A 24,202-nucleotide genomic window follows, 5' to 3' on the forward strand; every position below is an offset into this window, starting at 1 on the left:
GCGGTTCAAGGTCGGTGGTGGTTCGGACCGTGTGGGCTCCAGCCGCCGAGATAGGGAATGAGGTCGTCCGGCTGAGGTTCGGGTACGTCAGGAATCAGAAGTTCGGGATGGTTCAGCGGGTCTGCGGCATCGAGGCTTTTGCGGATCAGTTCGAGCTGTGCTTCGAGGGCGGGGCGAAGGAGCGGGTCGATGGTCACCGAGACGGACTTTGCTTGAATCAGAAAAGCTCGCTGCCGGTTGATTCGTTGCCACTCACGTTCAGCCTGGTCGAAATGACGTCTCCGGGCATCGTGGTCGTACTCGATTCGGGCTTTCGCTATCGCGGCCTGCCAGCGGGACTGCCGCTCCGCCTCCGACTTCTTGCGTTCCTGCTCGCGCCACTCGTGCTCGTGCCGACGAATTTCGAGGGTTCGAAACACCTCCGGCAGCCGGTCCTCGAGATTGATGGTCTTGGCATCTCGGAAGCTTGTGCCCTTGTACGGCATACCGGGGCCGTCGACGACCAACTCGAGATTGCCGGTCGGGACGAACTCTGTGTTTCGAGCCTCGATCCAAGCCGGTTTGACCTTGGGCTCATTCCAGTACCGCCGAGCTACCTGCTTGCCTCCTTTGCCGGGCTGTTCCTTGATCCGGAGGGTGAACTCACCGATGGCAGTTCGGAACATCAAGTGCCAACGGCCCTTCCGCTGCCCTGCGTACGACTGGCTCCGGCTGTCGGCAGGTGGCGGGATTTCCACCTGGACACTCCGTTTCGGGGCCTCAGCCACCAGCGCTTGAAGGATGCGAGCAGCGCGAGGTAGCTGCTCCGCCGACACGTAGTGCCAGTCCTTGTCCTGTCGAAATGCCGCAACAGCAGGGTGGTACTTTGCCACTCGGTCGGGCATGGGCACAGGAATCGACTCGACGAGATCGGCGAAGTGCTCGGTCAAGCGCACCTCCCATTGGCCGGAGGGCCATTGGCCGACACTCTTCACCTCGAGCCTCTTACCCCGCGGTCTGTTCGGTGCATGAAGGCTCGATGCGACTAGCCGGTGGTACCGATCGAGATCTCCCGGCTTGAGTTCGAGCGGGAGTCTCCCGCCGGCCGCAAGCACCTGCGTAACGAGCTGCTCGGCCTCGGATAGCTGGGACGGCGCCTTCGCGCCGATGGGCTTGGGCGCTCGCCGAGGCGGCGATGCGTTGCTGGAGACGTCCTGTTTGTCCGCCTTCTGGCGCGGAGCGGCGCCTGCCTGATCTGCCGGATGAGGTTTCGCCGTCCACGTCTTCCCGCGACCCTTGATGGTAATCAACCCACGGCGCTCCAGCGCACGCGCAACGATCCGATGCTGAAACCCGTCCTCGTAAACACCGTCCGGACACCCGTCAACGACCCACTGCAACACGGCTACCTGCTGCTCGTTCAAGGCCGGTCTCTTGGGTGCCATCACGCTGGTATATCACCGGGAGCCGGCACCCGCATGCCACGACGACCACACTCACGTCGGCAGTCGCTTCGAGAACGATGACGACGGCGTCAATCGCTGCGGAGCGGATTGACCTCGGCCGGCTGATTTCGGAAGGGGATGGCTCTAGCCGTCCATCGTCACGACGGCGCCTCATCTGGAGAGCACTCTCAGACCCACGCATCCGAGACTTCCGGTCTCTTCCGTCAGGTTTCGCCAGATCGGTGGTGTGGCTTCAGAGGCGATCATGCAGGTCGAGGCAGGCGTTGCTGAGTACCGAAAGCCCGAGTCTTGCTGAACCATGGCGCATGAACTTCCCTGCAGCCGTTGTGAGATCGATTGCTGGACGCTAGCTCGTGTTCAAGCGTGACCTCTGGCTGGAGAGGCTGTGATCGACAACCGATGCTGCGCGCTGCAGGGCGTTGCCGCGGCTACTGTCTCTCATCGCAATCGGCCGAGTAGGCCGTCTGTGATCCTGCGGAGCCGGCCGCTCGGTTCTGACCGTTGCGGTGTCGTCCGGAATTCCTCGTAGTGCTGCTTGGTGACGCACCGGATGACAGCGTGCATGAACCTCTCGCGGTCGGGCACCTGCACAGCCCAGCGTTCGTCGGTGCGAGTGTTCCACAGGACGCCGCTCGGGTGGTCGCCCATCACCAGGTAGAGGGCCAGCTGGAGGAACATGGCGCGGTCAAGTTCGGAGACGAACTTCAGCTCGAAGATCTGATTGTTGTGGATGGCGTCGGCCACGCCTACGAAGGTGACCGGTGTCTCCGCCGAGGGGGTAGTGGCGGCTCCTGACAGGTTCATCGGTGACTGCGCTTCGCAGTCGCGAGGAAGCTGGGTGGCCAGTCGCCTGGTCAGTGCGTTGCGAACCTCGGTGCTGACTTTGCGGGTGACCTGTTCTGCGTAACGCATCTGGTCTGTGTCGACAGCGGTCAGCAGCAACGCATCGTGCCAGGGATCGTCGGTGAGCTTGGCGCGTAGCTGCTTCGCGATCGGTTTGGGGTTCAGCATTACCTCTCGGGCTGGGGTGTAGGAGTCGAAGAACACCGCCTCCTGATAGTGGCCCACCACGGGGGAGAGGTCGATCAACCCGTCGACACGGTCGATGGTGATCTCCTCGCCCGAGCCGTCGTCGAGGCGTCGCCGGTCGAGCAGATCGACACACGCCTGGAGGTTCTCGGCGTAGGTGAAGTCGAAACAGTCCGACGCCAGCAACGGTTGGTCATACGTCGGCCGCGCGTCGGTCTGCAGTTGCGTCAACCGTTGCACGGGGATGAACCCGATGCTGGTGGCTTGCCTGCGAGCATGTTCTCTTCGCACGAAGACAACCTCATCCTTTCCCCGCGAGGCTGCGACCAGGAACACATTGCGCATGACGGTCGTGTCCACGTTCGGGAATCCGCAACGCAGGTCCCACATGCTTTCGTCGTAGTCGAACACCACGCTGGTTGGGCGCTCCAGTCCCTTGCTGGAGTCAAATGTCGTGAACACCGCGGTGTCGTCGTTGTAGGTCACGTTGGTATCGCCGTCGCGGATGGAGGCATAGACGGTATCTTTGTTGAAGACCTCAGCCTGATTGCGTTCGAGGTGATTCAACGCTTCGGCCATCTGGCCGTTTCGGCTGCCCAGGCACAGCAGGTCACCCGGCTGCTTCTCCTTCATGAGGTCGAGTGCCTCATAGTAGGAGACGTACCGGATCGTCTGCGTCGGGTTGACGCCCACTACCGGCTTGTTCCACGCCTCACTGAGTAGCGTGCCGAGTTCTTGACCTGCACGGAAGGACTGGGTGAACGGCAGCAGTTCAGCCTGCCGAGTGATCTCCCTGGTGAAACCCTGGACCTCCAGGGTTGTGTTCGAGTGCACCTTCTGAGCCAGGTCGCCGACCAGCACGGTCTGCATCGCCGGGTTCAGCGACTTGATGTTGCGCAGCAGTTGCGCGTATTCATCATTGATGTCCTGATACTCGTCGACCACGAGAAGGTCGTACCTGGGAAGCGGAGGCCGCAGGGCGGCGAAGGCCATATTGAATCTCCGGACGGATTCACCGACGCCACATTTGATGCCCGCCTCCACCAGTGCGGGGTACACGATCCCGTGGTAGTTCTGTACTTTGGCGTGCTTAACTCGGCGTCGCGCGTCGGCTTTCAGCAGCTTGCTGTAGGTCAGGTAGAGAACCTTGCGGTCGCGGCCCACTTCGGTACATAGCGCTTGAATCGCCGTGGTCTTGCCCGATCCCACCGTTGCATCGACGATCACGTCCTGTCCTGAGCGCACGGCGTCGATCATCCGCTGCTGCTCGCCACTCAACGGAGGAAGCGAGCCAGTTGCAGCCCGGCCATGATCCACACGCTGGCTCGATGCGCGGGGCCGGTCTGCCGCGATGGCGAATTTCGGGTTGGCAGCGAGGTGTCTTCGGAGCGCCGCCTCCGCGTCAGTCCACGAAGCCGGACGTAGCTGCGGCGGCAGCAACACCTGGCAACGTGCCCGCAGCGCCCCGGGCGTGCGCTGCAACGCTCCCGCCAGTGCTTGCAGCGCTACACCGCGCCGGAGCCCCTCGATCAGCGTCGCGGTGTCCTCAGCCGACCAAGCTGAACCCGCACGCCGCGGTGCTGACCCGGTGCCCTTGTTCCAACTGTCAGTGGTCACGGCATCACGCTATCGGCACCCGGCGACAGAATCCGCAGGCTTCCGCGAGCCATTGCCGGCAGTCCGCCTGCGATCCCGTGTGTCTGCTGCCCACCATCGCTGGATCGCGGAGTTCCTCTGTCCGGTGGCGCGATCAGTTCCGGTTTAGGCCGTGCCTACGGGTGTCGAGGGCGGTCTTGAAGTGGCTCTCGGCGGCATCGATCTGACGGGTGGGCGTCGCCGGATCGAACACCCGCAATAGCGAGAACCGGAAGCTCGTCGGGTCGAGGTTGCGCAGTTCGGTGTTACCGCCATGACCGTTGGTTGCATAGGCACTCCAGCGCTGGCGAATGCTCTCCGCACCGTCGGCCTTGCCGACGTACTGACGCCCGTCTCGGGTGTCGGTGATCAGATAGACGCCTATCACCGACGCGAGGGCAGTGCGCCAGGAGGCGTAGCGGTGTTCGCGCATTACGGCCTGGAGCTGGGCGTGGTCCAGAACGAGGCGGTCGAAGCCGGGGAATGGCACGGGCTCGGCGTCGGCGATCTCCATGACCGGGTAGCCGGCCGCGGTTGTGGCGTTGATCCTCCACGTGCGCGGCGATCTCCAGCCAATCACCAGCCGGTTTCTGAGGTCCGCCATCTGCTCGGAGGTGACCAGATCGAACGTGCGCAGCGTGCCATCGTTCGAAGTCTCGCCGCGGTTCTCCAGCACCGACCAGAGGCGCGCCCGGTCGCCACCCTCGCGGATGAATACAACCCAGATACGGGGCGGAGCAGTCGGGAAGATGCGTGGTCTCGCGGAGTGCTTACTCGTGTACTGAAGGATCTCTGCGTCGGTGGAGTCAGCGTGGAGGCCCGGCAGACCGCTGTCTTCATGTTCGCGGACATAGGCGTGGCGGATCACAAGAGCCTGGTCGGGGTCGATGCCGGCGCTGTGCAGGATCGAAGCGAACGTAAGCGTCACCGTTCCGTCGCCTCTCCATGATTCTCGCTCGCCACAGTGGACTTTCGACATGCCGGGAGATCCGCGGATGCCCCGGGTGGTGAGGGCATTGAGCGCGAACCGAAGAGAAGAGACTCCAACTGCAGTGCTGTTGCCGTCGGATCGGTGGTGTGGAGCAGCGTGCGGATCCCCAGCAGCTCAGCAGGCGGCAAGTTCGTATCCATGTCGTCGACGTAGATGCACTGTGGACCTGTCAGGTCCAGAGCGGCCAAAGCCCGCTGGTAGATGAGCGGAGACGGCTTCCGCACGCCTTCCAGTTCGGACACTACTACCGCATCGAAGAAGTCGGTCCACAGTCCCTTGTCCTCGTATGGGTTGTACGGGTCAAGGCCAAAACTGTTGCTCAGTAAGGCGATTTTGATGCCGGCTGCACGGGCGCGCTTTGCCAGCGCAACGATCAGCGGTTCAGGCTGCAGATTGGCAAGAGCCCGCCGCATGAGGTCGGTCGGGTCGATTCCGAGAATGCCGCCGATCACCCGGTTCCAGTCCTCTTGCGCGGCTTGACCGACCTCTAGCTTCGCATAGACATCGATCCCCTCCGGATGGTTCTCAAGTGCCGCCACGTACGCGCCGGGCTTGAGTCCCTCCGATTGCTCGAATGCCTGACTGTTCAGTCGCATCTGAGTGGTGAGGACACCGCCAAAGTCGAGAATCAGACCGCGATACCGATCTGCCACACATGCCCTCCGTTGCCGCTCAAATCGGCCTGCTCACCTGCGAGCCGATATCCTTCCCGGTTGGTCGGTCTACCCGACCCGCCTTGGCGAGGATCCCACGAACCCCAACAGTGGGGCCACGCCCGGCGCGTTGCGGCGGCCAGCCTCTCGGCTGACGCCGATCGTCGACCTTGTTCGCCGGCGGAAGGCCGGTGTACCTGCGTAGGGCGTTGCCAATCTCTGGAAGCCGTGCCGCCGGCAGCAGGCGCTCCAGCGACAGCCCTGGGAACTGGTTGTAGTTCAGCGCGCCCGGGTGGTCGGCTAGGGCACGCAGAAAGGTCCGGCGGCCGGGCGACAAGTCGCCGAAGGTCGGTGCAGGACTGGTGCCCTGCATGTCGAAGACCTTCGCCATGGCCGCCCCGGCGATCGTGTCACGCTGCCGGATGGTGACGTGCTGCAGGTACCCGGCCACGGCTGCCAGCACCTCGCCGACCGAGATCCCGTGATCGGGTACATCGTCGATGAACAGCGGTAGCGAGCGTCCGGTGTATGCGTACAGGTTCCCGTCGTTGTGGTTCGTGTGCTGTTCCAGTCGCGGGCCATTTGCTACGTCGGCCAGCGCGCTGAACGCCCGTGCGGCCAGGCCCCGTCCATGCCGTGAACGACGCGGAGCCTGGCGAGCGCCGTCGCCGCGGCCCAGTGCACCAGCGGCTCCGGCGAATCCAGCAGTACGCTGACCGGTTGGATCTGGTCGGTCGATCCGAGTAGCCCGATCCCCACCACGACCGTTGCCAGGATCTCGGGGACGAACTCGCAGTCCAGCCGGGCGGGCCGGGGTCGGCACGCGTAAAGAGCTGCGTCGTGGTCTGTCTCCTGCGGGCCTTCGAAGCTATGGGTGTGTCAAAAGCCCACCCTCGCGGCGGCGCCGAACAGGATCACCTTGGTGAAGTAAATGGCGACTGCCGACGCTGCCTGGGTGGTCAGCCCGATGGCCAGGACTGGACCGTCGGCTCCCAACTGGTGCGGAAATGCTCCTTTCCGCCCGCGGTCCGATAGTGGTTGTCTACCGTGAGGCTGTTGATCACCAGCATCCCGATGTTGTTCTCGGCCAGCATGATGTCCTTCTCACCGGCGACCTGGTAGGTCTCCGACCAGTCCGGCGCTCGCTTGCCCTTCGACGGCGTCGGGGTGTGGGCGACCGTAGGTACGGGCTGATCACGCCACCAGTAGGTGCGATGTGCAGAGCGGCTGAATCTGCTGCCCTCCGGGAGGAACCTGAGCGGCCCGGAGCTGTTCTTGCTCGCGCTGCTGGTGAATTGGGCGATCCGCAGCAGTTGCGGAAGTCTGGGCGTCGGACCTACCGGGTCCAGGTTCACGGTGAGACTGGCGGTCGCGGCGTAGTGCACGTCGCCGGACAGGATCACGCAGGGATCCGGCGTTACCTGCATCAGGAAGCGGATCAGATCGGCGATGTTCTGCGGCTCCGCGGACCACGACTCGAGGTCGAGGTCGTACGCGCTCTGGATGCCGGTGTTGATGACGAACTTCTGGATCGCCTCGATGTGCCGTAGGCCGAAGACCGGCGCCGGCGCTAGCAGCACGAGGGGCGACGCGCAGTCTGACCGGCAACAGTGTCGCGGCCGGGTCGCACGGCGCGTTCCTGGGCATGATCCCGACGCTTGCCCACGAGCTCGCTCCGCGGCGGATCCGGATCAACGCGGTCAGCCCTGGGTTCACCGACACCCCGATGACGCGGGCTTCGCTGCGCCGGATGTCGGATGACGCGCCTGCGGCGATGGCGGCTATCGCGGCGAAGAACCCGTTCGGCCGCCTCGCTGAGCCTGAGGACATCGCCAGGACTGTTGCGTACCTGGCATCGGACGATGCCAGGTACGTCACCGGGCAAGAGATCGTGGTAGCCGGGGGTGCCGGGTTGGCCGTCTGACCTCAACAGGCCGTCACCGGTGTTATCCGAGTGTTCGTGTGGCCCGTCGCTGCGGCGAGTAATAGACACGCTCGGCGTTGGGTCGTCGGGACATGATGCCGGGGCGCGGGTAACCGGGATCTGGATGACTGCGACATGCTAAGGGTTCCAGGCGACCGGAAGGCGCGTTTTCGCGTTCGAGATGCCGCACATGGCAAGATCGGCCCGTGGTAGCTGACCTCGGAGCACTAGTCGGCGTGGGTTTGTCGATCGCGCGCCTGGTTACTCGACTTGCCGGTAGCGACGGCGCCGCCGACCTGCTTGACGACGGAACAGGCGTTGCCTCGGCGCTGGCTGGGCGTCTCACTGAAGAGCGGCTTCCACAGGTCGGTCAGAAGATCGCAGAAGAACTGGATGAGTGCCTGCGGGTCGAGTTCAGGCAGGCGCAGCCGAATGATCGCGAAGCAGCGCTGACGAGCCTGAATGATCTTCTGGCGCGAGAGTTGGCCGATCCCCAGCGGTTGGTCGACGCAACTCGAGATGGCGGAGTGCTCCTGACGCACCTTATGCGTCAGGGCGGCGAGTCCGTGATCGAGTCGCTTGGGGGCGAGGCAGGTGCGATGTTCGCGTTCTTGCTCGAACGCACAGCTGAGCGAATCGGCACTCTGGCACCGAGGCTCCCAGACTTTCAGCCCGCGGCCTTGGTGTATTTGCTGAGGGCCATTGATGAAGTGTCGGTAGGTGTGCACGAGCGGCTGGCAGACCTTGCCGGTGGGTATGCGCCAAGTGGCAGCGCTGATATGGCTGTGTGGCTGCGACGTCGCTCCGTCGAACGGCGCAGGCTTCGGCTGGCGGCCTTTGGCGTTGACACCAACGACGTGAAAGTCGCTCTGGCGGGCATCACTGGCATGCTGCCTGATGTTCCATCAGGAACCATGAGAGCCCTGGTTGGCGCGTTCGGCGCCGGTAAGTCAGAGATTGCGGAGGCTTGGCACCTACAAACGATCGATGACTTCGCAGCGTCTGACTCGGTGCCTGTGCCGTTGTGGCTGCACGCCCGCGAGATCGGTACCGGAGCCGTCGACGAGATCATCGCACGGCAAATTGGTGCTCCCTTGCTGCGCGAACGCGGAGTGTCAGCTGTGATCGACGGTCTGGACGAGGTCGATGGCCTGGCGGCCGAAGGCATCGCGGTCGGAGCCCGAGTACTGACCGCTGGGGACGCTCGCAGCAGAGTTCTCATTACGACTCGGGCAGGTGTACTCCCTGCCTCGGATGACCAGCACGCTGCAGATGGACTGCCCGAAGCACAAGCTCGCAGCCTTGTTGCGGTACTCGCCGGCCCGCATGCGACCTGGGACTGGACTCCCGAGCTGGTCGAGACCATCCGTCGGCCGTTCTTCGCTCTCGCAGCCGGCACGCTGATAGCTGCGGGGGAGGCGCCACGCGGACAGGCGGAGTTGATTTCGAAGCTGGTAGAGAGCGCGCTCAGCCGTGCCGGAGTAGCGACAGGGTCGATCGAGTTGTTCGGGATCTTGGTGAAGTTGGCGGTGGCGCTCACCCGCAGCAACGGTACTGCCGATGAGCTTTCGTTTGTGGAACGCAGACAGGCTCTCACCACCCGGCTCGTAGCGAGTGGACCACGAGGAGGGGTCGCATTCGTACTGCCGATCTTTGAGCAGTGGTTCGCAGCCGAGGCATTGCGAACCAACCAGTATTCAATCGGAGACGCAGCGTCCAGTGCAGCAACCTTCGACCGCTGGAGATGGGCCATCGCTGTCGCCGCCCTTGACGGGCCGGTCGATCGGTCTGACGACTTCATAGCGGCGTGCGTCCGCCTGAACCCCGGTGCGGGCGCCTGGCTCATCGACCAGATTGTCGACCGGCGCTCCTGGGATGCTCCCGAGGAGGGGCCGATCGATCTCGAGGCTGTCTCCAGCAGACTGCTTCGCGCAGTCCGGGCATGGGCTGGTGCCCTAGGCCCACTGGCCGGCTGGGTACTCCCCGTCCAAGACGCTGAATCTCCCGTGCGGATCGGCACCCGGATTGTTCAAGAGCGCGTCGCTGTTGGATGGTCAAAGGAGGTTCCGCAGTCGGATGAAGTAGCGGAGCTGCCTGTCGAGGCGGATTGGAGAGCTCATGGGGACGAATGGAGGCAGATAGCCTGGGGCCTCGGGATCCCAAGTCAGCACTGGCCGTGGAAGTACCTGCGAGACATGATCGCGGCATCGACCCTGCCGATGTTCAACAGAGGGCATCTGCTCGGATCGTCTGGCGGAGTATGGCATGCAGAGCGGAGCTATCTGACTGCTCGTGTTATGGCCAACACGTCGGCCATTCGCCGGCCGCCACTCGCGCGGGATTTTGTTGTCGAGTTGGCTGAGGCTCGCCTCAAGCAGGCGGAGGGATCCGTTCGAGCGGGCTGGCAGACGAGCGCTGGCGTCGTTGACAGCCTTCAGATCAAGGACCTGGTTGCCTGGCTTGTACAGCAAGAAGTCGACGAGGTCGTACATCCCTTACCGGCGCCAGACATTGAGTCGCCTGAGACCAACTGGGTAACGGGACTCTACTCGCATGTCCGGCTCGCTCAGTTTTGCGCAGAGATGCTCGGCTGTGCGAGCGCTGTGTACGAGGATCTATGCCGGACGCTGTTCTCGAAGTTCACCTGGTCGCTGGTCCTGTATGCGTCTGGGCCGTTCGGGGTGATCGGTGAGCTCTACTACGACGAGGGTTTTACCGAGTACGGAGAGCCGGGGTTCGAGTACGTAGTCGTTCCCCTGCCGGTTCTCGAGAAGTATGCAAGCGAGCGCTCGGGATGGGTGTGGTCCGAAAATGGGCGAAGCGCGATCCGGGTGGCCTTCGAGAGGGATTCCAGTGAATCGCGACTCAGGTCGCTCGGTGAGATTCGGGCAGATGTATCCGATTGGATTCGTCGAAGTGGCTCGGCCTCACCGTTTGCCACCTTTGGCTTGAGCGTCTCGACGGTGATCGAATGTGCCCACGACCGGCCCGCCAGCCTCACCGCCGCAGGTTGGCTGTGTAGTGACCTCAGAGCGTTGGGCCTCCTGAGGGGTGGCGTTCCACAGCTGCCTAGTCGCTGATCCAGGCTGACCGTAGGCCGGCTCCTGGTGCCCACGAGGGCAGGGTCGGAGCGGCTGGCCACGTCGGGATCCGGGAGCTGTCGAACAGTCGCGGACTTCAGAACATCGACTTCGAGTCGGTCGGGTTTGTCGGGCGCGCTCGCTGCGGCCGGTACTGGGCATCAACGAGATGTACTTCCACCTGCCACTGCAAAGTCGTATGGACGCGCGTTGCGACGCCTGCGTGACTGGACCTCCATGCTTGGCTGCACACGAACTGTGCACCGTGGGTAGTGCCTATCTGACGGATTGGCGAGGTCGATTGGTGGCTGATGTAGTTGCGCTTGGCAATGAGCTGACTTTCCCAGTCGCGGTTGCAGCTTGATGCAATTTTCGTAACGCGACAGGGCTGCGACGCGATGTTGCGGGTGCTGGCCGGCCCGGCGGTTGTCCCTCCGCCGGTGTCAGTCCCTCCTCGGCCAGCGTGAGGTGGGTCTGCCCATGTATGTCCTGGATCGCTCTCAGCGCGCCCGCGTTCAGCGTTTCCCGCGCCTTATCGCTGCTTTTGTGGCGCTTTCGCTGTTGGTGACTGGCTTGGAAGGTGAGCTGTCCGCCCAGGCCGGCCCAGTGGCAGGTCCGGTGCCGTCGGCGGCGAAGGTGGTGTCGCGGCCGGACGTTGTGTCTGCGGCGGTGACTGCTCGGTCCCAGGGCTCCAAGGTTGAAGTCGAGTCGATGCGCACCGAGACGGCGACGACGTGGGCGAACCCGGACGGCACGATGACGACTGAGGCGCACATGGCACCGGTGCGTTTCAGGAATGCGTCCGGGCAGTGGCGGTCGGTCGATCTGGAGTTGGCTAAAGGCACTGACGGGACGGTCGCTCCCAAGGGACACAAGTTGGGACTGCGCCTGGGGAAGCGTACGGCGGGGACGGGCGGGGTGTTTGCGTCGGCCGCGTCGGCCAACGGCGGGTTGATGGAGTGGCTGGCGCCGTTCCGCCTGCCGGAGCCATCTATCAACGGCACGAAGGCGACGTACGCGGAGGTGCAGCCGGGGGTCAATCTGGCGTTGGACGCGCGGCGTACCGGCTTCGAGGCAGACTTCGTCGTGAAGACGCGACCGGAGTCTGCGCCGGTCTGGCGATTCCCCTTGCGGACAAAAGGGCTGACCGCCCGTACGGCGAAGCCGGGAGGCATTGAGTTCGTAGATGCGAAGAACGTCGTTCGCTCACGGATCCCGGTGGCCTACATGTGGGACGCGGCAACGAACCCGGTGACGGGGGAGCCGGTCAGCAAGACAGTAGTCGACGTCGCAGTGGAGCAGGTCTCTCCAGGCAAGGCAACGTTGGTTGTATCGCCGGATGCCGAATGGTTCATGAACCCGGCCCGCGAGTTCCCGGTGACCGTGGATCCGACATATGTTGCGGGTACGGCGTCGCCGTCGTTCGACACGTTCGTGCAGACCAGTGTGGGCACGGATCTGTCGTCGACGACAGATCTGCGGGTGGGGAAGAACGGGACGCATCAGGAGCGAACCTTCTTCAACTTCGGTACGGGTCCGTTCCAGGGCAAGGACATCGTGTCAGCGACATTGTCGCTGTATCAGGACGGCGCGATGACATGTACGCCCACGGCAGTCAGCCTGTATGGCGCTGGTGTCGCCTCGACATCCCCGACGTCCCCGACAACATGGACGAATCAGCCGACGATCTCTGCGACGGCATCGGGGACGGCGTCGTTCGCGAAGGGGTTCTCGAGTTCGTGCGCGGCAGGCCGGGTGGGGATCCCGATGACGAGTCTGGCGCAGTACTGGTCGACGACACAGGCAGGGACGGTCGGTGTCGCGCTGAAGGCTGCCAGCGAGTCGGACGTGAGCTACTGGAAGCGGTTCAGGTCGATGGAGTCGGCGACCGACCCGTTCGTGTCCTTCACATGGAACCGGCCGCCGAAAGCGCCTGCGACAGTCCAGCCCACTGAGGCTGTTTCTTACGCCGCACCCGGTGAATCTGTGTCGGCGTTGTACTCGGCGGGGCAGCGGCCATGGGTGACGACCAAGGCCACAGACCCGGACGGGAACACGGTCAAGTACATCTTTGAGTTCTATACAGGCTCAGGCGAGACCTTCAGCTTGAAGGGCACGTGTACTTCTTCCGCGTACGCCTCGGGGACGACGGCGGGGTGCAGGCCGGCTAACAACCTGCCCGACAACACTCTGCTCTACATCCGTGCCAAGGCCAATGACGGACGTCGTGATGGCCCCTGGACGAGCTACAACACCCGGCTCCGTATTGCCGCAGCGACTCCGGCTGCGCCAAGCGTCTCGTGTCCGACACCGTTCGACGTGAACAACACCTGGCACGACACGGCTCCAGCTGCTGACGTGGTGTGCACGGTCACCGCCGTGGGCTCCGGCTTTAACGCGCCGGGTTATCTGCGCCTCATCGTTGACGGCAAGCGGCCGCCGACGAACTTCACTGGCGGCGCTGCGGGTCAGATCAAGATCGTTCCCTCGGACGATCCCGCCGTGGCCAAGGAGACCGTGACTATCCCCAAGGGAACTCCGGGTCTGCACACCATCGTTGCCCAAGCCGAGAGCCCCGCGGGCAGATTCTCGTCGACGGCGACTCAGCGACTCGGATGGGGCGGTACGGCCCTGACGTCACCAACCGCCGACCCACGGGTCACGACGACCGGCGTGATCAGAATCGCCGCCTCGGGTCCGCCGAAAGGCGTTGCATCGGCCGTGACTGCGAAGGTGCGCTGGCGGGTTGCAGGCTACGGCGGCAGCCAAGACACCGTCGGCTGGAATGAAGACGCCATCGAGCTGCCGGTCGTCGACAACGGGGCAGCAGGCGTCACGGTCGACGCGCTGTGGGACACGATGAGGGCTGAGACCGACGTCAACCTGGACGCCGACCCCAGCACCGGAGTTGTCGAGCCCACAGCACTGAATCCCCGCGTTCCGGTGAAGCTTGACCTCCAGGTCTGCTTTACCTACGGCACCACCCCACAGTGCACCTGGTCCCAGACCCCCGATACCACCATCCAGCGCGTCCCGCACGCATTCGGCGCGGGGTTCCCGACTGCCGATACCGCAGTGGGAACGGTTGCACTGTGGACGGGAGAGTTCAGTACGACGGCGACCGATGCCGACGTTCCCGGCTACGCCGGAAACCTGACAGTTTCACGATCACACTCGACCTACGCGGGACCACCGACCGTCATGAACTCCGTGTTTGGGCCCGGTTGGGTCGCGCAGTTCGACGGCAGCGATGAAGGGGGAGCTGCGGGACTTGAGGTAGTCGATTCCACCTTGCTCGATGGCACCATCGCCTTGCTGGCTGGTGACGGGACAGGTCTAATCTTCCAAGCCCCAAACGGGCAACGCCGCACCACCGCCGAATTCTCAGCTGGCTCTTGGATCGCCGCCGAGGAGGACACCGCCCTCGACGGCGGCAAACTGGTTGTCACCGGGTCGGGTACAGCGACACGGCTCACTCACACCAGTGCAGACGGGGTCGTGACGACCTTCAGCATCGCTGCAGCACCGTCGACCGCCACGGCGGCAACATTCCGGCCCACCGGCGTCTCGGAGCCCGGAACAGCGTCCGGCACCGCCTACTCCTACGACGCCTCAGGGCGCGTGACGCGCATCCTGGCTGAAGCTCCACCCGGCGTGACTTGCCCTGCCACCGGCCCGCTGAACCCAGGTTGTCGCGCGTTGCGGTTCACCTACGCAACGGTCAACGGCGCCCAGGTCCGGTTGAGCGAGACCTGGTTGGACATCTACAACCCGGCCAAGACCGGCGGCGCGGCGATGGATTCCATCAAGATCGCCGCTTACACCTACGACGAAGCCGCCCGCTTGGCCAAGGTCACCGATCCTCGGTCGAACTTGTCGACCGAGTACGACTACAACGCAGCACACCTTCTGACGTCGGTAAAGCCAGCTGGCCAGATCCCATTCCAGCTGAATTACGTCACCGTCAACCAGCAGGCGAAACTCGACATGGTCAAGCGCGACCGCCCAGCTGGTGACCCAACTGGCGGCACCGCGACGTTGGCCAAGATCGTGTATGACCTGCCGCTGTCCGGTACCGGTCTCCCAGATCTGACTGCCACCTCTGTGAACCGCTGGGGCCAAAGATCGATGCCTGTCCGGGGATACGCGGTGTTTGGACCCGACCATCCGTTGAATGGTGCTCCGGGTGAGGCTGACTGGCGGTACGCCGACCTGCTCTACGCTGACGCGGCAGGCTACACCGTCAACAGCGCCGGGTTCGGCGTAGGTGGCTGGCAGTACACATCGACGGACTATGACGACACAGGCAACATCATCCGCGAACTTGATCAGCGGGCGCTTCGCAAGGTGATCGACGAACAGTTACCGGCGGGCATGGCCGACCAGTTGTCTACGCAGACCAAGTACAACGAGGACATCAATGACGCTGCCGGCCAGGTGGTCACGCCGGCTGGCACGCTGCCAACAGACACCTATGGCCCGGCTAAGTTCGCCGCGCTGAAGGACGGGACGGTTCGGTGGCTGCGCAGCCACACCCACACCGCGTACGACCAACTTGCTCCGAACAACGGAATCAACCCTGCCACCGGGTTGCCGTACCGGCTTGAGACCAGCGAGGTTGGGACCGCGCAAGACCCTGGTACCGGTGAGGATGTTGAAAGGATCGCCGGCTCCGTGACCGGGTACGCACCGGCGTTCAGTGGTGACGTTGATGGCTGGGCGCTCGGCCTGGAGACCCGATCGAGCACCGATATCGACCTGGACGGGACGCTGAGCGCGGGCGACCAGACCTACATCACGCGTTACGACGCTGAGGGACGATCGGTCGAGGTTCGCCAAGCCAAGTCTGCTTCCGGCACCGGCAACGACGCCGGAACGACCAAGACTGTCTACTACAGCTCAGCAGCGAATGCGGCTTTTCCCCAGTGCGGCCAGAAGCCCGAATGGGCCGGCCTGGTCTGCAGGACCTCTCCGGGAGGGGCGCCGACCTCAGCCGCCGGTGAGCCGACAACGCCCACGATGCCGACCACCTCCATCACCGGATACACCTACCTACTTGCCCCGGCCGAAGTCTCGGAGACCTCGGGCGCAGCCACGCGCACCACCACGACAACCTTCCTGCCGGACGGTCGTATCAAGGGCGCGACAACCGCGGTCGCTGGGCTAGCAAGTTCGACACCGACAACTCACAAAGAGACCACTTACGATTCGGCCACTGGCGCTGCCACAGTCGCCACCGCATTGAATGGCGACGGCAGCACAGCAGGAACGGTCACCACCGGTTATGACACCTGGGGACGCCCGATCAGCTACCAGGCGTCGGGTGACACCGTCAGCACTACCCGATACAACGCCGCAGGGGACGTTTCGGAGATCACGGATGGCAACGGCACCACCACATACACCTACGACGGTCCTGATGCGCTGGGTCAGCAAGAAACCCGAGGACTCGTAACCAAAGTCGACGTGAACACGGCAGGCGGAACCTGGACCTCCACCGCTGCCTATGACGTCGACGGTGACATGATCTTGCAGAAGTTGCCCGGAGGCGTCTCCGAGATCACCAACGTCGACAACACAGGCGAGATGATCGGGCTTGAGTACCGCGGGCCAACCTCTGTCATCAACGATGACGGTTCCACCACAGTCGATCCTGATGGCAAATGGCTGGCCTGGTCACGCGACAACGACGTCAACGGCAGACTCGCACGCGAATGGACACCTGACGGTGCGGCCTTCACCGGCTCTGCCACCGATGTCGGCCCGACCGACGTCGGCGATGCGCTCCCGTACGATCGTGCTTACAGCTACGATGCTGGCGGTCGTCTTATCCAGGTTCAGGACCGCACCGGCGCGCCCGGTGTCGACATCCTCGACCCAAGCCAGACCGCTTGTGTCACCCGGACGTATGGTTTCGACGCCAACGACAACCGAGTATCCAAGGCAACCGCAACCTCCGACGAGACCGGCAGTTGCACCACTGGTCAGCCCACGACTCTCACCAGAGCCTTCGACACCGCCGACCGACCCACCACGGGCGCAAATGGCCAGGGCAACTATGCCTACGACGCTCTCGGACGCTCGCTCGCGATTCCCGCCGCAGACGCACCCCGTCCGCAGGACGGGGACGTCACCATCACGTATTACGACAACGACGCCGCCCAGTCGATCACCCAAGGCGCCAAGACCACAGCCTTCACTCTGGACGCGTTCGACCGACGTATCACCGAAACGGAGACGACAGCAGGTGTCGCCACCCAGCTAACACGGCACTACACCGACTCGTCGGACAGTCCGACCTGGATCACTCAAGGTGCTACCACCCACCGATACACGGAGCTCATCGGCGATCTGGCCCTCACTGTTGCCCAGGATGGCACCGGCAGATTGACCCTGAGCAACCCACACGGCGACATCGTCACCACCGTGGACCTCTCCAGCTCCACTAGCACTGCCTCGGGCATAGCCGGCTGGAGCAACTTCGACGAGTACGGCATTGCCTCGACCGCAAACACTGCCACCACCGGTCCGATCCAGTATGGCTGGCACGGAGCCCAGCAACGGGCGACCTCGGGTGCAGGCCTGCAACTCATGGGAGCCCGGCTTTACAACTCGGCCACCGGCCTCTTCACCTCGGTCGACCCGATTGCCGACGGCAACAGCAACGACTACGTCTATCCGACCGACCCAGTCAACCAGTCCGACCTCGACGGACGGGCGCGATGCATGTGTGGTGGCGTCGGATCCCGAGGCGGAATCGGCGGAGGCACCAGCCGGTCCAGCGGCTTGCGGGGACGGGCGGGACGAAGTGCCGGAACTGGGCCCCCGGCGCGGTCAGGCGGCCATCGCTACGGGCTCAAGCATCTCAACCGGGTGATGGATCGGCTCGAGAAGAGCGCACGGGGAAAGGCAGCTGCCAAGAAGGGCAAGAAAGGCATGGAGCTTGCCAACGTCAAGCAGCAGGCCTATCAGAAGATCAAGGTCAGGATCGATGGCAAGTGGCGCAACTTCAAGCCTGACTTCTGGAGCAAGAGTGGCAGAACCAAGGTCATCGGCGAGGTCAAGCACTTTGAGGTCGGCAAGACGCTGTCGGCGACCCGTCAGATCAGAGGTATGGCAAAGTGGGCGAAGCAGAACGGGTACAAGTTCGTCATCAGGGTCAACCATGGTGTCAAGCTCAGTAGGACCCTCAGACAGATGGCAAGGGACGGCGATGTCAAAATCTCGCGGTATTGATGAGGGCCACCGCCAGGCCTTTCTCGCGATGTCGGGCGAACCTGATCCCGAGTTCGTCAAAGTCGAGGCTCAGCTCGCTGCCGACCTAGGCGTTGAGCTCGACCCGGGCGAGCACTTCGGTGACGACTGGGTGCTAACGCCCGAGGACGGGATGATCGCGCGCTGCCAGGGCGTGATCGACGGCAAACCTGCGCCTGTCGTACTCGGGTTGCTGGTGACTGCACTTCGGCAGTCGTATCACCGCAAGCCAGTCCACCACCTACTCTCCGAGATCGGATGCCTGACGGTCGCTCGCTGGGTAGCTGGCGACCGGAGCCCGGACCAGCGTGAGTTGCTACGCGACGTATCGCAGGCATATCGGCACGGTGCGGGAGCCGAAGACCTAGATCTCCTACTCCAGTTCTGTGACGAGCCGAGCCTCGTCGAAGACTGGGACGGAGGCGAGGACTTCCAGAGCTACTGGTTCGAATCGCTTGCCAAGATCAAGGATCCTCGCGCCACCGACTTCTGCAGGGGCATCATCGCAGAAGACACCGGTCGCTGGACCGACTCACGCACGTACTCCGCTGTGCCCATCGTCGGCAAAGCCTGGCAACCAGCCGATGCCGGACTATTGAGGCCCGTGGCGTTGGAGCACCCGGACTCGCAGCTACGCCGCACTGCGCAACGGATCCTCGACAAGCACTCGTAGTCCGTGGGAAGTCGGTCCACGGCTAGATGCTCGGCGTGTGACGGCTCTGTGTAGCAGGGAGGTCGGTGCCGGCTTCCGGCCGATAGTCACTTGTGGTTTGCCTGAACTCCGATAGGAGTCGCATGTAATGGCTGCTCCGTACCATCGCGTTTCTCGATGGCGCGGGACCTAAAGGCGACGTACCGCTGATTCCATAGCGATCGCGGTAGGCGGCGACCTGCCGGAGGAGAGTGGGCCACGCCGAGTCGGAGGTGCCGGCCGTCAGTTTCGCGAGTTCGTGGTACCAGGTTGGCTTGTCGCGTAGTGCCGAGGAGACAAGCCAGTCGATGCGTTGGGCTACCTGGGCCTCGATCTCGCGCAGCGGCGGGAGCAGAGTCGGGTCACTTACTTGGTGCGCTGGGACTAGGAGGCCAGCGATCGTTGGGGGATGGTCACCGGTTTGGCGTTGTGACCTCTGGAGTAGGCGTTCGACTCTGGCGTGGAGGACCGCGGCTAGGTCATGGGCATCGGCTATGGATGATTGACCGGCGGCTTGGCGTAGCAGGTCTGGCATGGTCAGGCCGAGGCTCTCAGCGTGGCGCAGCTTGGTGACAAGTGCGCCGCAGCCAGGAGAAGAGAGCAGGTCTGCCTGACTAGTGGCGTCGAGTCCGCTTGATGTGACGGCGTTGCTGAAGCGTGTGCGGGCGTCCAGCTGGCACAGATGCTCGTGGATGGGGATGAGGCGGTCGAGGCGGGTGGCGTTGTCTAGTTCTTGGCGCATGATTTCGTGGGCGGAGAGTTCGACGCCGGGGTTGGTGATGACTGTTTCGAGGACGTCTTGCATGGTTTGTTCGGGGTGGGGTTCGTGGAGGTCTGGGGTGGGTTGGTGGGTGGCTATGTAGGCGTGGTTGGAGTGGCGGCCGCGGGTTAGGCCTACGTAGAGGAGGGCTCGGGTGAGGTGGTCGGTGACGACGAGGTGGGCGGTGTGGACGGTGGCGCCTTGGGCTCGGTGGGCTGTGGTGGCGTAGGCGAGTTCGACGGATTCTTGGACGTAGGTGGTGGGGAGGGTGACGGTTTCGTTGTTGTGGTTTTGGACGGTGAGGGAGTCGTCGGGCCAGCGGTGGATGACTGTCCAGTGGTCGCCGTTTTGGACGAAGCTGGTTTTGCCGTAGCGGAGGCGGCGGTTGTTTAGGCGGGTGACGATGTGGTCGCCGAGGCCGACGTGGGTGCTGTCGTGGAGTTCGATGCCGTCGGGTTCGACTTCGCCGGTGGTGATGCGGTCGAGGCGGGCTCGGGCGTTGAGGCGGGCGACAGTGGCGTTGTCGGCAGCAATCAGGAGGCTCGCCTTGCCGGTCTTTGTGTCAGCTAGCCAGGCTTGGTACGCGGCGTCTTCCATCTGGTCCGCGGCACCGGCCGCGAGTCGGTCGTGGTTGTCGTAGGCATCGATGACACTCAACTCTCCGGCTCGGAGGGCGAGGCTGGCGTCGCGTTCCCAGGGGTTCGTGAAGCGCCAGACGTCGCTGAGTTCGGCGGCGTTGGTGTCTTTGGCGATGAGGCGGAAGGCGCCGCCGGTGTCGGCGGCGCTGAGTTGTGCGTCGTCGCCGACGAGGAGGAGTTTGGCGCCGGCTGTGTCGATGGCTCGGGAGAGGGTGGCGAGTTCCATGGTGCTGGCCATGGAGGCTTCGTCGACGATGACCAGTTGGTTTCTGTGGAAGCGCCAGCGGTCGTCTTCGGCGCGGAGGGCGGCGAGCTGGCTGGCGAGGCGTTGGTGGCGGAGTCGCCGTCGGCTTCGGTGGGCGAGTTGGGCGGCGTACTCGGTCTGTTGGATGTGCTGGCGGCGTGTCTCGGCACCGAGGCCGGCTGATTCGTAGATCCATTTGGCAATGTTTTCGGTGGGGGTGCCGATCGCGTCGGCGAGAACTCCAGAGGCTGCTGACGACGGGGCGAGCGCGATGATCGATCCGGGGCCGTGGGCGGTTTGCCAGGCGGCGGCAACGGCGGACAGGAGGCTGGTCTTGCCCGTGCCGGCGGGGCCAATCAGGGCTTCGACCTTCTGTCCGCTGGTCGTTATCCGATGGATGGCGCGACGCTTGTCCGCGCTGAGATCGTCCGCGTGCACTCTTGGGCGGTTCAGCTTCGGTCCCGATGGATCGCGCGCCAGGTCGAGGAGAACTGATTCTGCGCCGAGGATGACGGGCGAGGTGTAGATCTGTCCGTTGTGGATCGTGAAGATGCTTTGGCCTGCGCTGCGGGTCACTGGGATGGTGACGAGATCTGGTGCGGCCAGGCTGATCGAGTGCTGTTCGGCGGCTTCGACGATCGACTGGAGTAGGGCGAAGCGTTCGTCAGAGGACACGATCCGCAGCAGGCGGGTTTGCCGCGCTGCCTCGGCCACGAGGTTCCACCGGGTCCAGGTCGCGCGCTTGTTCTGCAGGGTCAGGACGGTCGCGGCGCCGTACGCGTCGATGGTTTCCGGACTCAGGTCGGATGCTGCGAGAGGCCGTTGGCTCTCGTGGTCGAGTGACTGCTGGATCGTCGCGAGGACTTCGCTTCCGACCGCCTGAGCGGCTCGCTTCTTCCACGCGATCATGAGGTCTGCGAGCGGTCGCGCGTGGTGCTTCGCTGGTCTGTTGAGCAGGGTCGCCTGCTGCCGGAGGACGTACATCTCGCGGCGGCTGGGTGGGTGGATCTGGTCACTGCGCTGTTCGAGAAGTGCGCCCAGGTTGGCTTCGATCTGTTTCGTTCTGGCGGAGAACTCGGCGATCAACTCGTCGGGGATCACGTCGATCTCGAAGGCCGGGTTCCGGCGAGGGCCGCGTTCGCGGAGTTCCCAGCTCACGCCGAGACGGCGGGTGAGGTTGTCGGCGAGGAAGACGTTGTGGATCTCGGACATCGCGACTGCTGATCGGAACAGGACGCGGCCGTCGAGGGTTCGCCAGGTGCCGTCTGGGCCCTGGACGCGGTTGGCGATGACGAGGTGGGTGTGGAGTTGGGGGTCGCCGGCGCGGGTGTCCCAATGGTCGAAGGTTGCCGCGATGAGGCCGCGAGTGTCGAGCTGGGCGATGCCGTCGTGGCCGCTTCGAGTGAACGCGGCGTGCTGCTCGATGAGGTCGAGGACATCCTGGATTGCTTCGTGGTGGGCGGCAACGATCTGCTCCTGCACGCCGATATCCGAGGTCGCCCAGAGCGCGGAGACCGACTTCGCGGGGGAGAACGTGAGGTCGAATCCGGCGACAGCTTGCGGTGACTTTCGCCGCATCTCGGTCTTGCGGATCTGCTCGGTCGCGGTACGTCGTTCGTCATCGTTGAGTTCTGTGTCGAGGGCTCGGATCTGCTCGTCGATGCGGATCGTCGGGCTCTTGTAGACCCTGTACGGCTGTCCCAGCGCAACGCCAGTCAGAGGATCCTCGGCGCGTCCGAACAGTGCCTCCATCTGTGGTTCGGTGACCTCGCTTCCCGGCAATAGTTGACCGTCGCCGAGACCGGCCAATCCGGACCCCATCCAACGGCCAGACGGGTAACCGGACTTGGTGTAGTAGGCGGTCAAGGGGGTGGCCATGCGCCGGTCGACATCGGCGGAAGCGATGTGGCGCAGCAGGTATTTGTAGCCGTCGCCAGCCGTGAGCCGGTGGATACTCAGCATGTCGACCCGCATCCGGATCGGCCCTCGAGCGCTCGCCATCTTCGTCGCATGCCGGATCAACGGATGGCGGTCTACGAGATCGCATCTGATCGCTTCGGCGACGGAATCCTCGGATGCAAGAGGTGTGACGGCGTTCGTTCTGACGCCTGAACGGGATGTGGGGACATGCGGCGGAGTGCCGGAGTCGGGCGGGGTGGCCGTGCGGAGATAGGCGACGGTGTGAACGTCGGCGCCGACTCGTTTTGCAGGCTTGTTTTGACGGTGCGCTCGGCCAGGTGGTGTTACCAGGTTTCGAGGTCGTGGCTTCATCGGTCTGGATGAGTGCTGCTTGCCTCTGAACCGATCGGTACCTCGGCGATCGTGTGCCATTCGTACATCCGGTTGTCGCGGTGGAGTTCGATCAGCGAGACGGTCGGAATGGAGACTTCGACTGGCTCTGACGCGATGGATTCGATCGCTGACTTGATCACGTCCGCGGATTGAGAGCTGGAGGAGTAGGCGAGGGTCACGTGAGGTTGGAAGCCGTGGGCCTCGTCGGGGACTGAGCCCGGCCCGAGCGTGTCTGCGATTGCGGCGCGCACCGCGTCTCGAATTCGATCGATCTCGGCCGGTGGGAGAGCCGGGAGGACGATCGCCTCGGGGCGGATGACCGGTCGATGGAACGCGACGGTGACCGGGTCGAGGGCGGCCAGCCTTGTTTGAGCTGCCGCAAGGAGGATGTTGATTTCATCGGTGGTGATGTCAGCGGTGTGGCCGACGCCTTGCATGGTGAGGTGGAGCCACTGATGTGGGATGAGGTCGAGGCCGGGGTGACGGGCGAGTTCGGCTTGGTAGGTGTCGACGAGTTGGTGGAGTTTGTCCTGGCCGTTGAAAGTGATGTGCCAGGTGTAGAAGCGCGTTCCGACCTGCCAGCCTGGTCGCCACCACCAGTGGTCGCGGAGGTTGGTGGCGTGGTTGTAGGTCCACTCAGGGGCGCTGGGCATCCTGTCCGCCTTAGATCTCGGAGCGGCTGGTCGGGTTCTCGCCGTGTTTCGGGATGTCGTACTCGTCGATGAAGACGACCTCGTCGGCAGGCCAGATGGATTCTGAGATCTCCAGTACCTCGTCGTCTGCGGCCCGGGCTGTGTGCACGAGGTGGAGGATGGCTTCACCGCCAGCGAGGTTGAACAGGCCTGGCTCGTCGCGTTCGGCGGCGCGGATGACCGTTGTGTCCTGCGCGCGGTGGTAAATCTTGCCAGACAATTCCTCGACGCAGAGGAAGAGCGCCTTCGGCACGACCGTTGCATCTTCGAGGTAGGTGCCGGCCGCATGGGACAGCGGCACGTAGCTCGCGCCGATCTCCCGCAGTTGGCCAGTGGCCTTGTCGTGGAGGTGTCGGCGTCGGATGACGACTTCGGATCCTGGCTCGACGCCCATTGCTTCGGCGATGTGAGGCGGGACGGGCCCGCGGCCGGCGAAGACGATGCGGTGTTCGAGGGCATCGTTGAGGAGACGCTTGTCGGTGCGAGCTCTGCCGTAGCGGTTGCGGGAACGGCGTTGGCGTTTCCGGTTCTCGCGCACGAAGGTGCCGACGCCGTGGCGGGATTCGATCAGCCACTCGGAGCGCAGTACGGCGAGGGCCTGACGCACGGTCGGCGGACTGACATGGAAACGGCCGGCCAGGTCGGTTTCGGCGGGCAAGCGGCTGCCGGGTGACAGCTCGCCGCTTTGGATCTCCGCGCGGAGCTGGTCGGCGATCTGGAGGTACTTCGGTCCTCGTCCGCTGAGCGTGGCCGGGAAAGTCACATCAACTCCTCATGAGGTCTGGAAGAACTGTACGCCGAGGGGCACTCTGTCCTAAAGTCCTATAGAGGACTATATGAGAGCTGTTCAAGCCGCCTGTGGGAGGAAGATGCG

At 63.9% G+C, this 24,202-nt stretch carries 13 protein-coding genes and 1 pseudogene; 4 read left to right on the forward strand and 10 right to left on the reverse strand.

What is annotated here, in order from left to right; genetic code table 11:
* Positions 1-5: 5 nt before the first annotated feature.
* From ABD231_RS39940 to ABD231_RS39965, 6 genes are all read right to left on the reverse strand, one after another.
* Positions 6-1,403 carry a hypothetical protein gene (locus ABD231_RS39940; protein ID WP_344164942.1) on the reverse strand — a complete coding sequence of 466 codons (1,398 nt, stop codon included), beginning with the start codon at positions 1,401-1,403 and terminating at the stop codon, positions 6-8.
* A gap of 480 nt (positions 1,404-1,883) precedes the next feature.
* Positions 1,884-4,091 (reverse strand): AAA family ATPase, encoded by a 2,208-nt coding sequence (locus tag ABD231_RS39945; protein ID WP_344164945.1) that lies wholly within the window; start codon positions 4,089-4,091, stop codon positions 1,884-1,886.
* 133 nt (positions 4,092-4,224) lie between these two features.
* Entirely contained in the window at positions 4,225-5,037 is an 813-nt protein-coding gene (locus ABD231_RS39950; protein WP_344164948.1) for a GIY-YIG nuclease family protein, read from the reverse strand.
* Positions 5,034-5,753, reverse strand: a complete 720-nt coding sequence (locus tag ABD231_RS39955) for an HAD-IA family hydrolase (RefSeq protein ID WP_344164951.1) — start codon at positions 5,751-5,753, stop codon at positions 5,034-5,036. The genes ABD231_RS39950 and ABD231_RS39955 overlap by 4 nt, the downstream gene beginning before the upstream one ends.
* A gap of 19 nt (positions 5,754-5,772) precedes the next feature.
* Positions 5,773-6,576, reverse strand: a complete 804-nt coding sequence (locus ABD231_RS39960; RefSeq protein WP_344164954.1) for a hypothetical protein — start codon at positions 6,574-6,576, stop codon at positions 5,773-5,775.
* A 136-nt stretch (positions 6,577-6,712) separates the two neighbouring features.
* Entirely contained in the window at positions 6,713-7,333 is a 621-nt protein-coding gene (locus ABD231_RS39965) for a metallophosphoesterase family protein (protein ID WP_344164957.1), read from the reverse strand.
* 17 nt (positions 7,334-7,350) lie between these two features.
* On the opposite strand from ABD231_RS39965, the gene ABD231_RS39970 reads away from it, so the two are divergent.
* From ABD231_RS39970 to ABD231_RS39985, 4 genes are all read left to right on the forward strand, one after another.
* The gene (locus ABD231_RS39970; RefSeq protein WP_344165061.1) at positions 7,351-7,677 is read left to right on the forward strand and encodes an SDR family NAD(P)-dependent oxidoreductase; all 327 of its coding nucleotides are present in this window, start codon (positions 7,351-7,353) and stop codon (positions 7,675-7,677) included.
* Between the two features lie 236 nt (positions 7,678-7,913).
* A complete protein-coding gene (locus ABD231_RS39975; RefSeq protein WP_344164960.1) occupies positions 7,914-10,757 on the forward strand; it encodes an NACHT N-terminal Helical domain 1-containing protein in 2,844 nt (947 codons plus the stop codon).
* A gap of 564 nt (positions 10,758-11,321) precedes the next feature.
* Positions 11,322-17,993, forward strand: a complete 6,672-nt coding sequence (locus ABD231_RS39980; protein WP_344164963.1) for a DNRLRE domain-containing protein — start codon at positions 11,322-11,324, stop codon at positions 17,991-17,993.
* Positions 17,971-18,684, forward strand: coding sequence for a hypothetical protein (locus ABD231_RS39985; protein ID WP_344164966.1), 714 nt, complete (start codon positions 17,971-17,973; stop codon positions 18,682-18,684). Before ABD231_RS39980 ends, ABD231_RS39985 begins: the two co-directional genes overlap by 23 nt.
* A 22-nt stretch (positions 18,685-18,706) precedes the next feature.
* On the opposite strand, the gene mobF is transcribed toward ABD231_RS39985, so the two are convergent.
* The 4 genes and pseudogenes from mobF to ABD231_RS42320 form a co-directional block, all read right to left on the reverse strand.
* Positions 18,707-22,345, reverse strand: a complete 3,639-nt coding sequence (mobF, locus tag ABD231_RS39990; protein ID WP_344164969.1) for a MobF family relaxase — start codon at positions 22,343-22,345, stop codon at positions 18,707-18,709.
* A gap of 266 nt (positions 22,346-22,611) precedes the next feature.
* Positions 22,612-23,289, reverse strand: coding sequence for a 2'-5' RNA ligase family protein (locus ABD231_RS39995; protein ID WP_344164972.1), 678 nt, complete (start codon positions 23,287-23,289; stop codon positions 22,612-22,614).
* A gap of 10 nt (positions 23,290-23,299) precedes the next feature.
* Positions 23,300-23,770 (reverse strand): UTRA domain-containing protein, encoded by a 471-nt coding sequence (locus tag ABD231_RS42315; RefSeq protein WP_425554251.1) that lies wholly within the window; start codon positions 23,768-23,770, stop codon positions 23,300-23,302.
* 105 nt (positions 23,771-23,875) lie between these two features.
* Positions 23,876-24,091 (reverse strand): annotated as a pseudogene (locus tag ABD231_RS42320) (GntR family transcriptional regulator); the annotation flags it as partial.
* Positions 24,092-24,202: the final 111 nt, after the last annotated feature.

The organism is Kribbella yunnanensis (genome assembly GCF_039529655.1).
Lineage (GTDB): Bacteria > Actinomycetota > Actinomycetes > Propionibacteriales > Kribbellaceae > Kribbella > Kribbella yunnanensis.

What these genes read in the sequence shown, in the direction of transcription:
- mobF (WP_344164969.1), bottom strand. Translation starts at nt 22,345, where the DNA reads ATGGCGAGCGCTCGAGGGCCGATCCGGATGCGGGTCGACATGCTGAGT.
- ABD231_RS39985 (WP_344164966.1), top strand. Translation starts at nt 17,971, where the DNA reads ATGTCAAAATCTCGCGGTATTGATGAGGGCCACCGCCAGGCCTTTCTC.
- ABD231_RS39995 (WP_344164972.1), bottom strand. Translation starts at nt 23,289, where the DNA reads ATGCCCAGCGCCCCTGAGTGGACCTACAACCACGCCACCAACCTCCGC.